At 69.4% G+C, this 12,732-nt stretch carries 11 protein-coding genes and 1 pseudogene; 3 read left to right on the top strand and 9 right to left on the bottom strand.

Translation table 11 applies throughout. The features are described 5' to 3' along the window. Positions 1-173: 173 nt before the first annotated feature. From IG08_RS0131435 to IG08_RS0131425, 3 genes are all read left to right on the top strand, one after another. The gene (locus IG08_RS0131435; protein WP_030610089.1) at positions 174-758 is read left to right on the top strand and encodes a hypothetical protein; all 585 of its coding nucleotides are present in this window, start codon (positions 174-176) and stop codon (positions 756-758) included. A gap of 416 nt (positions 759-1,174) precedes the next feature. Further along, positions 1,175-1,375 (top strand): DUF5999 family protein, encoded by a 201-nt coding sequence (locus tag IG08_RS0131430; RefSeq protein ID WP_030610086.1) that lies wholly within the window; start codon positions 1,175-1,177, stop codon positions 1,373-1,375. A 223-nt stretch (positions 1,376-1,598) separates the two neighbouring features. Then, positions 1,599-2,633, top strand: a complete 1,035-nt coding sequence (locus tag IG08_RS0131425; protein ID WP_420823298.1) for a LacI family DNA-binding transcriptional regulator — start codon at positions 1,599-1,601, stop codon at positions 2,631-2,633. Between the two features lie 3 nt (positions 2,634-2,636). Here the strand turns inward: IG08_RS0131425 and IG08_RS0131420 are convergent, their stop codons facing one another. The 9 genes and pseudogenes from IG08_RS0131420 to kdpB form a co-directional block, all read right to left on the bottom strand. Then, positions 2,637-3,680 carry an endo-1,4-beta-xylanase gene (locus IG08_RS0131420; protein WP_030610073.1) on the bottom strand — a complete coding sequence of 348 codons (1,044 nt, stop codon included), beginning with the start codon at positions 3,678-3,680 and terminating at the stop codon, positions 2,637-2,639. Between the two features lie 55 nt (positions 3,681-3,735). Next, positions 3,736-4,500: a carbohydrate ABC transporter permease gene (locus IG08_RS0131415; RefSeq protein WP_234343020.1), complete on the bottom strand. Its 765-nt coding sequence runs from the start codon at positions 4,498-4,500 to the stop codon at positions 3,736-3,738. 62 nt (positions 4,501-4,562) lie between these two features. Beyond that, a complete protein-coding gene (locus IG08_RS0131410; protein ID WP_030610070.1) occupies positions 4,563-5,561 on the bottom strand; it encodes a carbohydrate ABC transporter permease in 999 nt (332 codons plus the stop codon). A gap of 6 nt (positions 5,562-5,567) precedes the next feature. Beyond that, positions 5,568-6,863 (bottom strand): extracellular solute-binding protein, encoded by a 1,296-nt coding sequence (locus IG08_RS0131405; RefSeq protein ID WP_030610066.1) that lies wholly within the window; start codon positions 6,861-6,863, stop codon positions 5,568-5,570. A gap of 184 nt (positions 6,864-7,047) precedes the next feature. Continuing rightward, the gene (locus IG08_RS0131400) at positions 7,048-8,538 is read right to left on the bottom strand and encodes a glycoside hydrolase family 43 protein (protein ID WP_030610064.1); all 1,491 of its coding nucleotides are present in this window, start codon (positions 8,536-8,538) and stop codon (positions 7,048-7,050) included. 414 nt (positions 8,539-8,952) lie between these two features. Further along, positions 8,953-9,330, bottom strand: a pseudogene (locus IG08_RS60770) (histidine kinase); the annotation flags it as partial. A gap of 2 nt (positions 9,331-9,332) precedes the next feature. Beyond that, the gene (locus tag IG08_RS0131385; RefSeq protein ID WP_030610058.1) at positions 9,333-10,016 is read right to left on the bottom strand and encodes a response regulator; all 684 of its coding nucleotides are present in this window, start codon (positions 10,014-10,016) and stop codon (positions 9,333-9,335) included. Positions 10,017-10,137: 121 nt separating this feature from the next. Beyond that, positions 10,138-10,770, bottom strand: a complete 633-nt coding sequence (locus IG08_RS0131380; RefSeq protein WP_030610054.1) for a potassium-transporting ATPase subunit C — start codon at positions 10,768-10,770, stop codon at positions 10,138-10,140. A 5-nt stretch (positions 10,771-10,775) separates the two neighbouring features. After that, positions 10,776-12,692 (bottom strand): potassium-transporting ATPase subunit KdpB, encoded by a 1,917-nt coding sequence (gene kdpB, locus IG08_RS54610; RefSeq protein WP_420823297.1) that lies wholly within the window; start codon positions 12,690-12,692, stop codon positions 10,776-10,778. Positions 12,693-12,732 lie beyond the last annotated feature (40 nt).

The following is a 12,732-nucleotide window of genomic DNA, read 5'->3' as shown; positions in this document are numbered from 1 at the left end:
GGGGTGGCGCTCGCGGTCCTGGATCCAGCCGTCAGGTGACGTACGGCAGATCTCACCCGTACCTCGCGCCACCGGACCCGACCCCCGCCTCTCTGACCCCGTGAGCTGACAGCGCCGTCCGCCCCCGCCCCGCCCTCGCGCCACCGTGCCTGTCGAATGAGAGGCGACCCACCATGCCGCTGCATGTACCCCCGGCTCCCACGCCCGCCCTTCGCTCCGTCCTGACTGCGCTCGGTTCACCCACCGCGGTCCGCGAGGCCCGAACACCCTCCCTGTTGCGCGCCCAGGGACCCGCCACGCCCGAACTCCCGCTGCCCGTACACGTACTGGACGAGATCACGCCCGCGGGCACCTCCGCCACCCGGCTGGCCGGGTGGCGTTTCCTGATCCGCTGCGGCGACCGCGCGGTGGCCGCGGCCGAGACCATGCTGACCCCCGACGGCTGGGCGTTCTCGCACTTCTTCGAGGGCCCGTACATCGCGTCGACCGAGCGTGCGCTGCGCCACGCGGAGAACATGAAACAGCCCTACCAGCCCCGTCTGCTGTCGGTCCCGGGCCTCTACATGCTCACGCTCTGGCTGCACGGCGACTGCACCTCGGACGGCGCCTCCGGCCACCCCGCCGCCACCGACCTGCTCGTCCCGCTGGCGCCGGCACCGCCCGGCATCGCCGCCCACCGCCCGCACCGGGTCGCCGAACTGCTCCCGGTACTGACCCATCGGGTGACTCCCGCACCGCTGCTCGGCTCGCCCGCCTGAGATCCCACGTCGCGTCGCCTCTCGTACCCCGCCCCGAATTCCGGGTAGCGGGGTACGACGCCGTTTCCGGCTTCATTAGGCTCATGCTGAGATTTCGAGAACTCCATTCGCTCGTACGAGCGCTTTATGGCTCGTACGAGCCAATCCGTGCCCTGCTCCCCGAACGAACTAGCCCCATCCGGCCACCGCGAACCACCCGAAGTGACAGTCCAGTTGAGATGAACCGTCCGGGCGGGTGACGCGTCATCAACCTGTGAGAAGCGGTGCTGCTAAATCCCTGCGGATTGACGCCCGTGGGGCAACACTGGGTTCGGACCGACTTATCACAACGGGGGGCGGCCATGAACAACGCTTCAAGCCGCGGGACAGACACGACAGCCATCTCACAACTCACGACAGAGCGAAAGATCCCATCAATGTGCCAGCACCAGCCACCGTGTCCGACAGCCGACTCCGCCGACCGGGAATCCGCCCGACTTCTGGCGGCCCACCCGGAACAGGGATGGAGCCTGCTGTGCAACGGCGTTCTGCTCTTCGAGGACACCGGTGAGCTCCTGCCCGACGGCCAGATCATCGCCCCGCACCGCCCGCTCGTGCAGGTGATGACGGCCGCCTGAGCGGCACCGGGCGCGGCTCGACCCACCGCCCGGGTACACGAGGGGCCGGCTCGCAGCGACGACTGCGCACCGGCCCCGACGCATGTCCGGGGGCGGTCACTCCCTGTAGCACCTTGAGCCACACGCCGTTCCCCGCGTCGGCCTCTTCCCAGGGCCACTGGTTTTCCGGAAGACTCCTGGAAGTTTCGGAGAGGGGTCCGGTGCGGTAGGACCGTCGACGGAGGTGGGGGAAGTGACAGCAGAGGAGACCCGCAGCAAGGTCACCATCACGGAGATCGCCCGGCAGGCCGGGGTCTCGGTGCCGACCGTGTCGCGGGTCGTCAACGGCCGGTCCGACGTGTCGCCGCGGACCCGGGCCAGGGTCGAGGACCTGCTGCAACGACACGGCTACCGCAAGCGCCCCGCGGCCCCCGGCACCCGCGCCGCGCTGCTCGACCTGGTCTTCAACGACCTCGACAGCCCCTGGGCGGTGGAGATCATCCGGGGTGTCGAGGAGGTCGCCCACGCGGCCGGCGTCGGCACCGTGGTCTCCGCGATCCACGGACGCTCCGGCGACGCCCGCGAATGGATGCGCAACCTGCGCGCCCGGGCCTCCGACGGGGTCATCCTCGTCACCTCGGACCTGGAACCGGTCCTCCACGACGAACTGCGTGTCCTCGGCGTCCCGTTGGTGGTCGTCGACCCGGCCGGCTCCCCCGCCCTCGACGCCCCCACCATCGGCGCCGCCAACTGGGCGGGCGGCCTCGCGGCCACCGAGCACCTGCTGTCGCTGGGCCACCGCAGGATCGGCCTCATCGCCGGGCCACCCCGACTGCTGTGCTCCCGGGCCCGTTTCGACGGCTACCGCGCTGCCCTGGAGGGCGCCGGCCTCACGGTCGACGACTCCCTGGTCGTCCCCGGCGACTTCCACCCCGAGTCGGGGTTCGACGGCTGCAACGCGCTCCTGGACCTGCCCGAACCGCCGACCGCCGTGTTCGCGGCCAGCGACCAGATGGCCCTCGGCGCGATCGAGGCGCTCAGGCGACGCGGTCTCAGGGTGCCGGAGGACCTGAGCCTGGTGGGTTTCGACGACCTTCCGGAAGTCCGCTGGTCGGCTCCGCCACTCACCACCGTGCGCCAGCCGCTCGCCGACATGGGCAAGCTCGCCGTCCGTACGGTGCTCCGGCTGGCCCGCGACGAACAGCCCGACTCGCCGCGCGTGGAGCTGGGCACGGAACTGGTGGTGCGGTCGAGCACCGCACCACCAGCCACTCGATGAGCGCTACTTGAGCGCTTCCCGGATCGCGTAGTACGCCGGCTTCGGCTGAAGCTCCTCGTCCCAGGGCAGCGCGGCACCCTGCCCCTCGAAGAACGCCGGGATCCACGAGTACTTGTCGGTGTAGTCCCAGACCGTGATTCCGACGCACCGGCGCACCGCGAGGCATGCCTCGGTCAAGTCGCCGTACCACTCGGCCTGTTGGGCCAGTTTCTCCTCGGTCGCGGGCAGGATCATCCGGATGTCGACCTCGGTGAGCGAGGTGTCGAGGCCGAGCTTGGAGAAGCGGCGGAGGTTGTCCTCCAGGGTGGTCGGATAGCCGTACTGGAGTGCCAGGTGGGCCTGGAGGCCGATGCCGTCGAGCGGGACGCCCTGCGCCTTCAGCTCCTTGGCCAGGTTGTAGTAGGCATCGCTCTTCGGGCCGACGGCCTCGATGTTGTAGTCGTTGAGGTAGAGCTTGACCTTCGGGTCGGCCTGGCGGGCCCAGCGCAGGGCGTCGGCGATGTAGCCGGGGCCGAGCGTGTTGTAGAAGATCGTCTCGCGGTAGGTGCCGTCCTCGTTGAAGGCCTCGTTGACGACGTCCCAGGCGAAGACCTTGCCCCGGTAGTGCCGTACCTCGGTCTGGATGTGGTTCTTCAGTACGGCCCTCAGCTCGTCGGCCGTCCAGGTGCCGCTCGTGAGCCAGCCGGGCAGCTGGCTGTGCCAGACGAGCGTGTGCCCGCGCACCTTCTGGTGGTTGGCCCGGGCGAGGTTGACGATCTCGTCGCCGTTGGTCCAGTCGAAGACGCCCTGCTGGGGCTCGGTGGCGTACCACTTCATGCCGTTGCCCGGCGTGATCTGGTCGAACTCGCTGCCGAGGATGGCCTTGTACGGCTCGTCGACGAGCTCCGGGTTGTCGGTGGCGCTGCCGAAGTAGCGGCCGTGGCGCTGGGCGAGGTCGGCGAGGGTGGGCTGCTGCTGCCCTGCCTGGGCGGTGGGGCCGGTGGCGACCCCCGCGGCGACCAGGACGGCGGCGAGAGCGCCGGCGAGTCTCAGACGGTTCTTGCGCATGGTGCGACTCCTCACGTGCGGTTGTGTGGGCGAGCCGTACGTCCGCGGGCGCGGGTCATCCCTTGGTGGCGCCGGCGGTGAGGCCGCCGACGAGCTGGCGCTCGGCGACCGAGTAGAAGGCGAGGGCGGGGACCATGGCCAGGACGAGGTAGGCGAAGACGCGCGCGTACTCCGCCGAGTACTGGCCCTGGAACTGCTGGACGCCGATGGGGAGGGTCCACCACGTGTTGTCGGTGAACACCAGCAGCGGGAGCATGAAGTTGTTCCAGCTGGTGACGACGGCGAGCACCGAGACCGTGCCGAGCGCGGGCCGCGCCATGGGCAGCAGCACCCGCCAGAAGAACCCGAAGGAACTGCACCCGTCGAGGGTGGCGGCCTCCTCCAGCTCACCGGGGATCTCCCGGAAGAAGGCCCGCAGGATGATGATCGTCATCGGCAGCCCGAAGGCGGCCTGCGGCAGGATCACGCCCAGCGGGTTGTCCAGCAGTTCCAGGGAGCGCAGCAGCAGGAACAGCGGCAGGGCCGCCACCGCGAAGGGGAACATCAGCCCCAGCGTGAAGAAGGTGAACAGCACCTCCCGCCCCCGGAAGGCGAACCGGGCGAAGGAGAACGCGGCGAGCGCGGACACCGCGACCACGAGCACGGTCGTACCGATCGCGATCAGGGTGCTGTTGCCGAGCAGCTTCCAGAAGTCGCTCCCGCCGAGGATGTCGGTGTAGTTGCCGGTCAGCCAGTGCTTCGGCAGGCCGAAGGGGTTGCTGGAGAGCTCGTCCGTGGACTTGAAGCCGGACAGGACGGCGTACACCAGGGGGAGGACCATCACCGCGCCGACGGCGACGAGGATCAGGTGCAGAGGCAGGGTCCGTGCGGTCTTGCGGGCGGTCACTTGCCGTCCCCCCTCATCGTCGTGGTGGCCCCTTCGAGGTCGCGGCGGAGCACGAACCGCTGGTAGGCGAGGGCGAAGACGAGGCAGATGCCGAACATGACCACGCTGATCGCGCTGGCGTAGCCGACCTGGTAGCGCTTGAAGCCGTACTGGAACATGGTCACGGCCATGGTCTCGGAGTGATGGTCGGGGCCGCCCTGGGTGGTCACCCACACCAGGTCGAAGAGCTGGATCGACCCGATGACGGCCAAGAAGACGCTGATGCGCAGGGTGGGCGCGAGCAGCGGCAGGGTGACGTTGCGGAAGCGCTGCCAGGGGCTGGCGCCGTCGATCAGCGCGGCCTCGGTCAACTCGCGCGGGATCGACTGGAGTCCGGCCAGGTAGAGCATCATGTGGAAGCCGAAGTACTTCCACGTCATGACCAGGAAGAGCGTCGCCATGACGTACGAGGGATCGGCGAACCACAGTCCGCCCACGCCGTCGAGCCCGACGGCGCCCAGAAGGTGGTCGGCGAGCCCGTCGTCCGGGGCGAAGACCATGCTGAACAGCACGCCTGTGATCGCCTCGGACAGGACGTACGGCGCGAAGAACAGCATCCGGTAGACGGCCCGGCCGCGCAGCTTCTGGTTGAGCGCCACCGCTAGGGCGAGCGCGAACGGCAGCTGGAACACGAGGGAGAGCACGACCAGGACGAGGCAGCGCCACAGGTCGCCCAGGAAGACCGGGTTGTCGAAGAGGTCGGTGAAGTTGTCCGTGCCGACGTAGTCGGAGGGCATGCCGAAGCCGCCCCAGCGGAAGAAGGCGGCGTACAGCGCGAACACCATCGGCAGCATCACCAGGCCGATGAACAGCACCAGGGCGGGCACCTGGAAGGCGACCGCGGTGAGCCAGTGCAGCACGCGCCGCCGGGCCCGCCCCCGGGCCCTGACCTTTTCCGGGGGCGGGAGATCGGTGCCCTGACCGCTCCGCTTGTCTGCGAGGAACGTGGAGGTCATCGCGGTCTACTGCTCTTCCTTCGCGATCTGCGTGATCGACTGGGTGACCTGCTCGGGAGACTTGGAGCCGGCGATCAGCGCGGCCACGCTGTCGTTGACCTCCTGGCCGACGGCGGGCGCGTACGCCTGGTCGAGATAGAGCTGGAAGCCGGTCGCGGCGTTCAACTGCGCCTGTACGGCCTTGATGTTGGGGTCGGTGATGGCGCTCTCGGCGTTCGGGACCACCGGTATGACGCCGGTCTTCTTGACCAGTTCCAGGTCGGTGGCCTCGGAGGCGAAGAACTTCAGGAAGTCGACGGCCGCCTGCGGGGCGCCTCGGCGCAGGGCGTGCCCGCCGCCTCCGCCGAACACCTCGGTGATGGCGCCCTTGCCGCCCTCGACCGCGGGGAACGGGAAGAAGCCGAGGTCGTCCCCGAGACCCTTGCCGGAGTCGGCCTGCACGGCCGGGGCCCACTGGCCCATGAGCTCCATGGCCGCCTTCCCGTTGCCGACGGCGGCCGCCTGGCCGGTCGGGGTGGAGTAGGCGGCGTTGAGGAAGCCCTTCTGGAACGGCTGGAGGTCGACGAGGGTCTTGAGGTGCGCGCCGGCCTCCACGAACCCGGCGCCCGTGAAGTCCTTGTCGTCGCTGGCCTTCTGCACGGCCTCGGCACCGGCGGTGCGCATCGCGAGGTAGGCCCAGTAGTACATGCCGGGCCACTTCTCCTTGCCGGCCAGGGCGATGGGCGTGATCTTCTTCGACTTCAGCTTGCTCACGGCCTCCAGGAAGGCGCCCCAGGTGGTGGGGGGTTCGCTGATGCCGGCCTGCTTGAAGAGCGCCTTGTTGTACCAGAAGCCGATCATGCCGATGTCGAACGGGATGCCGTAGACCTTGTCGTCGAGGAGGTACGGCTCCTTGGCGACCTCCAGCAGGCCGTCGGCCCACGGCTTGGTCTTGTCGGTGAGGTCCTCGACCAGTCCCGCGTCGACCTGCTGCTTGAGGACACCGCCGCCCCAGGTGTGGAAGATGTCGGGGAGCTTGCCGGAGGCGATCAGCGCCGTCATCTTCGACTTGTAGGCGTCGTTCTCCAGCTGGACGATCTTTATCTTCACCTTGGGGTTCTGGCCCTCGAACTTCTTGGCGAGGCCGGCCCAGACGCCCTTCGCCGGCTCGGTGGTCGAGATGTTCCACCACTCGATGGTGGTCGTCCCGTCGGACGACTCTCCGTCCGAGTCGCCGCCGCAGCCGCTCAGTGCCGTCATGCCCAGACCGGCCGCGGCGGACGCCGCCAGAAAGCCGCGGCGGGACAGTGCCGGGTCGCCCATGATGCGCTCCTTGGGTACGGGACGGAGCCGTCATTGGCCGTCCTGTGGACCGAAAGTTTCGGAGTTGATCCAGAAAGCTTCGCTGTTGCCGCACCCTAGAGACAGCTGCCAAACGGTGGCAACCCCTTGTACGCGGGCAATGTTGAGGGAATCCGCCCCCAAGTTGTTCCGGAAAGCGGCTCGTTCAGGAGCCCGCGGGCAGGTACTCGAACCAGTCGAAGGACGCGCTGCCCTCCGTGACGTACATGCCGATCACCCGGCCGGTGAAGCCGCCGGCGACCTGCGTGGACAGGTAGCGGCCGTCGAGTTCGGCCAGGGGTACGCCGTCGATTCCGAGAGCGAGCACGTCAGGGCCCCCGGCGCGGAGTCCGGGCGCGTCCTCGCCGGTCGGGGACACCAGGTCCCGCGTGCGGATCTCGACGGTCAGGGTGACGGGGCCGGGCGCGACCGGCTGCCGTGCGAGGCACTGCCGTACCGGCCCGATCCGGGCGATCACACTCGCCTCTCCCCCGGCGACCTCGAGGTCGTAGTGGTGGGCCTCGTCCATGCGAACGGACAGGCCGGCGCGGCCTGTTGCGGATTGCAGACGTGCCGCGATCCGGCAGTCGGGGTGCTGCTGGCGGCGCCCGACGAAGGTGTGGCCCGGCCGGTCGAGGCTGTCGCCCGTGGCGTGCAGGGTCAGGTGTCCGGGCCGTTCGGCGAGCGACCAGGAGCGGTCGGGCCTGCTGCGCGGGGAGATCCAGTACGGCGCCAGGTGCGCGGCGTCGAAGTCGTCCCGGTCCGGCGGGAGTTCGACGGGATGCCAGGCCGCCGGCGCCGGGTGCCGCTGCTGCACCGGGCCGACCCGCGGCCAGCCGTCCACCCACTCCACCGGCGTCAGGAACGTCTCCCGCCCCAGGACATGGAACTCCGGGAAGAAGCCCCGCGGACGGGTCCCCAGCAGCACCATCCACCAGGTGCCGTCGACCGCCTGGACCAGGTCGGCGTGGCCGGTGGACTGGATCGGCAGGTCGGTACTGCGGTGGGAGAGGACCGGGTTGGCCGGCGCCGGTTCGTAGGGGCCTCGCGGGGAACGGGCGCGGGCGACGGACACGCTGTGGCCGTGCGCGGTGCCGCCCTCGGCCAGCATGAGGTACCACCAGTCGCCGACGCGGTGGAGGTGCGGGGATTCCGGGTGCTGCATCCCGGTACCGGACCACACCGGAAGGGGTCCCTCCAGGACCTTCCCGGTCGCCGGGTCGATCCGCGCCACCCGCACCCCGGCGACGGCACACCAGCAGGAACCGTCCTCGTCCCAGGCCAGGTCGGGGTCGATCCCGGGCAGGTCGATCCACACCGGGTCGGACCACGGCCCCTCCGGCCGCTCGCTGGTGACGAGGAAGTTGCCGCCGGCGCCGACGGTGGTGGTGATCATGTAGAAGCGGCCGTCGTGATACCGGAGGGTGGGGGCGTAGATGCCGGCGGAGGCCGGGACGTCGTCCGGCAGCTCCAACTGCCCCGGCCGGTCCAGGACGTTGCCGATCTGCCGCCAGTGCACGAGGTCCCTGCTGTGGAAGAGCGGGACGCCGGGAAAGTACTCGAAGCTGGAGCAGACGAGGTAGTAGTCCTCGCCCACTCGGCACACGCTCGGGTCGGGGTGGAAGCCACCGATGACGGGATTGTCGTAGGTCAGCATGTGCGTCAGCCCTCCGGGAAACCGTCCGAAACATTCGGTCTTGTTGGCGAACATTACGAAGGGGACTGTACGAGGATGCCGGAACGGTGTCAGCCCCGGCGGACCGCGCGGATTTCAGGCGTCGAGAATGTCGACCGCGGTGCGGAGGAGCCGGGCCGTGCGGCCCGGGGTGTTCGGCCGGGAACCGATCGGAGGGCTCGGGGTCTTCGGCGCAGAGGGTGTCCGCCACGGGACGCCTCCGGTGGTGAGCGAGCCCCTGGGCAGCCTCACCGCGCTGTGCCGCGCCGCCGACGAAACCCGGCGGCGGAACGCCGAGTTGTGGCCGGTGCCGGCCTGGCGGCCGCCGGGCGGGGAACTCGCGGCGCGCCGCTCACGGGCCTCGTGCCCGCTCGTTCCCCCCCAGCGACTCCAGAGCTGGATGTCGACGGTCGAAATCACCTCGATCCCCGCCGCCAGCAGCTCCTCCACGTCGTGCCACCGCTTGGCGTTGCGCGAGCCGGGGATGGTGCTGTGCGGCAACTCGTCGACGAGCGCCACCTGGGGGCGCCGGGCGAGGACGGCGTCGATGTCCATCTCCTCCAAGACGGCGTCCCGGTACGCCAGTTCCGGGTGCGCGATCTACTCCAGGCCGTGCGGCATCACCTCGATGCGCGGCCGGCCGTGGTGCTCCACGAACGCGACCACGCAGTCGGTGCCGCGTTCCACCCGCCGGTGCGCCTCGGACAACATCGCGTACGTCTGGCCGACGCCCGGTGCCGCACCGCGGTGGATCCGAAGCCTGCCGCGTGCCATGTTCACCCTTCGAAGCGGTAACCCATGCCGGGTTCGGTGATGAGATGGCGGGGGTGCGAGGGGTCCGCCTCCAACTTGCGGCGCAGTTGGGCCATGTAGACCCGCAGGTAGTTCGTCTTGTTGCTCTGGGACACCCCCCAGACCTCCTGGAGCAGGTACTTCTGTGTGACGAGCCGGCCCGGGTTGGTGACCAGGATCTCCAGCAGGTGCCACTCCGTCGGGGTGAGGCGCACGTCGCGGGTGCCGCGGACGGCCTTCTTGGCGAGCAGGTCGATCGTGAAGTCGTCCGTCTCCACGCGCGTCGTCTCGGGGGCGAGCGGGTTCTCCTCGGTACGGCGGACCGCGGCCCGCAGCCGGGCCATGAGCTCGTCCATGCTGAACGGCTTGGTGACGTAGTCGTCGGCCCCGGCGTCCAGCGCCGCCACCTTCTCGTCGGAGGCCCGGCGGGCCGACAGCACCAAGATCGGCACCCGGCTCCAGCCGCGCAGCGCCCTGATCACGTCGACGCCGTCCATGTCGGGCAGGCCGAGGTCGAGTATCACCACGTCGGGTTGGCGGGCGGCCGCCAGGCGGAGGGCCGTCGCCCCGTCGGGGGCCGCGTCCACTCCGTACCGGCGCGCCTGCATGTTGATCACGAGGGCCCGTACAAGCTGCGGGTCGTCCTCCACCACCAGCACCCGCGTCATGGGTGTGCGCCTTTCATGTCGTCGGCTTCATCGGCAACATCGGCGTCATGGCGGCGGGAGCCGGCGGTACCGGAGGGTTTCTCCCGCCGTCGGCTCCCGCTCCTCGCGTCGCGTAACGCCATCAGCTCTTGGCCACGAGTGCCTTGAGCGCGATGTTGAGTTCCAGCACGTTCACCCGGGGCTCGCCGATGAAGCCGAGCGTGCGCCCCTCGGTGTGGTCGTCGACCAGCTTCTGCACCTGCGCGACGGACAGATGGTTGCGCTCGGCGACCCGGTGGACCTGGATGTCCGCGTACTGCGGGGAGATGTCCGGGTCGAGGCCGGAACCGGAGGAGGTGACCGCGTCGGCGGGTACCTGGGACGGCTTGACCGTGTAGCCCGCGGCGGAGTTCTCCTTGACGACCTTGGCCTTGGCCTCCTTCACCCACTTGATGAGCTCGGGATTGTCACCGGAGCGGTTGGTGGCGCCGGACAGGATCAGCTTGTACCGCGTGTTGACCGAGTTCTCGCCCAGTCCGTCGGCCGGCCGGGGCTGGAAGTAGTCCAGGCTGTAGCCCTGTTGACCGATCAGCGAGGAACCGACGACCTTGCCCTCGTACGTGATCTCGGAGCCGTTCGCCTTGTTGTTGAACAGCGCCTGGGCCACACCTGTGACGGCGAGCGGATAGATGACGCCTGTGAGCACGGTCAACACCAGCAGCGCACGCAGGCCCGCCCCGAGCAACCGGACGGTGTTCGATACGGAGTTGTTCATGGCCTTCAGCCGATCCCGGGGATGAGGGAGATGAGCAGGTCGATGAGCTTGATGCCGATGAAGGGCGCGACCAGCCCGCCGATGCCGTAGATCGTGAGGTTGCGCCGCAGCATCTTGTCGGCGCTCACCGGTCGGTACTGCACACCCCTCAGGGACAGCGGCACGAGCGCGATGATGATCAGCGCGTTGAAGATGACCGCCGACAGGATCGCGGAGTCCGGCGAGGACAGCCCCATGATGTTGAGCCTGTCCAGGCCCGGGTAGACCGCCGCGAACAGCGCCGGGATGATCGCGAAGTACTTCGCGACGTCGTTGGCGATGGAGAACGTCGTCAACGCGCCCCGGGTGATGAGGAGTTGCTTGCCGATCTCCACGATCTCGATGAGCTTCGTCGGGTTCGAGTCGAGGTCGACCATGTTGCCGGCCTCCTTGGCGGCCGACGTACCCGTGTTCATCGCCACGCCGACGTCCGCCTGAGCGAGCGCGGGCGCGTCGTTCGTGCCGTCACCGGTCATCGCCACGAGCTTGCCGCCCGCCTGCTCCCGCTTGATGAGGGCCATCTTGTCCTCGGGAGTGGCCTCCGCCAGGAAGTCGTCGACGCCCGCCTCCTCGGCGATCGCCTTGGCCGTCAACGGGTTGTCACCCGTGATCATGACGGTCTTGATGCCCATGCGGCGCAGCTCGTCGAACCGCTCCCGCATGCCCTCCTTGACGACGTCCTTGAGGTGGATGACGCCCAACACCCGTGCTCCGTCGGTGTCTTCGACGGCCACCAGCAGCGGAGTGCCACCCGCCTCCGCGATGCGGTCGGTCAACTCCTGTGCGTCCGGCGCGACTTCGCCGCCCCGCTCCCGCACCCAGGCGACGACCGATCCGGCCGCACCCTTACGGATCCCGCGTCCGTCGACATCCACGCCCGACATCCGGGTCTGGGCGGTGAAGGCGATCCACTCGGCGCCGACCAGCTCGCGCTCCCGCAGCCCGTACTTCTCCTTCGCCAGTACGACGATGGAGCGGCCCTCCGGCGTCTCGTCGGCCAGCGACGACAGCTGGGCGGCGTCGGCGACCTCGGCCTCCGTCGTCCCGTTCACCGGCGCGAACTCGGAGGCCTGGCGGTTGCCGAGGGTGATGGTGCCGGTCTTGTCGAGCAGCAGCGTGGAGACGTCACCGGCGGCCTCGACCGCGCGGCCCGACATCGCCAGGACGTTGCGCTGGACCAGGCGGTCCATGCCCGCGATGCCGATCGCGGAGAGCAGGGCGCCGATGGTGGTGGGGATGAGGCAGACCAGGAGGGCGACCAGCACGACCATCGTCAGGTGCGTGCCCGCGTAGTCCGCGAACGGCGGCAGCGTGGCCACCGCCAGCAGGAAGACGATCGTCAGCGACGCGAGCAGGATGTTCAGCGCGATCTCGTTCGGCGTCTTCTGCCGGGCCGCGCCCTCGACGAGGCTGATCATCCGGTCGATGAAGGTCTCGCCGGGCTTCGTCGTGATCTTGATGACGATCCGGTCGGAGAGGACCTTCGTACCGCCGGTGACGGCCGAACGGTCGCCGCCGGACTCCCGGATGACCGGGGCCGACTCGCCGGTGATCGCCGACTCGTCCACGGACGCGACGCCCTCCACGACGTCACCGTCGCCGGGGATGATGTCGCCGGCCTCGCAGACGACCAGGTCACCGATCTTCAGCTCGGTGCCCGGCACCTGCTCCTCGACACCGTCCTCGAGCAGCCGCCGCGCCACCGTGTCGGTCTTGGCCTTGCGCAGGGTGTCCGCCTGCGCCTTGCCGCGGCCCTCGGCGACGGCCTCCGCCAGGTTGGCGAAGACGACGGTCAGCCACAGCCAGGCGCTGATCGCCCAGCCGAACCAGTCGCCCGGGTCCTTGAAGGAGAAGACCGTGGTCAGCACGGACCCGAGGTACATCGCTGTGCGGCGCCCGGGTCGGAGTGCCTGTGGACATCTC

This window comes from Streptomyces fulvoviolaceus, assembly GCF_000718165.1.
GTDB lineage: Bacteria > Actinomycetota > Actinomycetes > Streptomycetales > Streptomycetaceae > Streptomyces > Streptomyces fulvoviolaceus.
This window is presented reverse-complemented; position numbering and strand designations above follow the sequence as displayed.

What these genes read in the sequence shown, in the direction of transcription:
- IG08_RS0131435 (WP_030610089.1), top strand. Translation starts at nt 174, where the DNA reads ATGCCGCTGCATGTACCCCCGGCTCCCACGCCCGCCCTTCGCTCCGTC.
- IG08_RS0131430 (WP_030610086.1), top strand. Translation starts at nt 1,175, where the DNA reads ATGTGCCAGCACCAGCCACCGTGTCCGACAGCCGACTCCGCCGACCGG.
- IG08_RS0131420 (WP_030610073.1), bottom strand. Translation starts at nt 3,680, where the DNA reads ATGCGCAAGAACCGTCTGAGACTCGCCGGCGCTCTCGCCGCCGTCCTG.
- IG08_RS0131415 (WP_234343020.1), bottom strand. Translation starts at nt 4,500, where the DNA reads ATGGTCCTCCCCCTGGTGTACGCCGTCCTGTCCGGCTTCAAGTCCACG.
- IG08_RS0131410 (WP_030610070.1), bottom strand. Translation starts at nt 5,561, where the DNA reads ATGACCTCCACGTTCCTCGCAGACAAGCGGAGCGGTCAGGGCACCGAT.
- IG08_RS0131405 (WP_030610066.1), bottom strand. Translation starts at nt 6,863, where the DNA reads ATGGGCGACCCGGCACTGTCCCGCCGCGGCTTTCTGGCGGCGTCCGCC.
- IG08_RS0131400 (WP_030610064.1), bottom strand. Translation starts at nt 8,538, where the DNA reads ATGCTGACCTACGACAATCCCGTCATCGGTGGCTTCCACCCCGACCCG.
- IG08_RS0131385 (WP_030610058.1), bottom strand. Translation starts at nt 10,016, where the DNA reads ATGACGCGGGTGCTGGTGGTGGAGGACGACCCGCAGCTTGTACGGGCC.
- IG08_RS0131380 (WP_030610054.1), bottom strand. Translation starts at nt 10,770, where the DNA reads ATGAACAACTCCGTATCGAACACCGTCCGGTTGCTCGGGGCGGGCCTG.
- kdpB (WP_420823297.1), bottom strand. Translation starts at nt 12,692, where the DNA reads ATGTACCTCGGGTCCGTGCTGACCACGGTCTTCTCCTTCAAGGACCCG.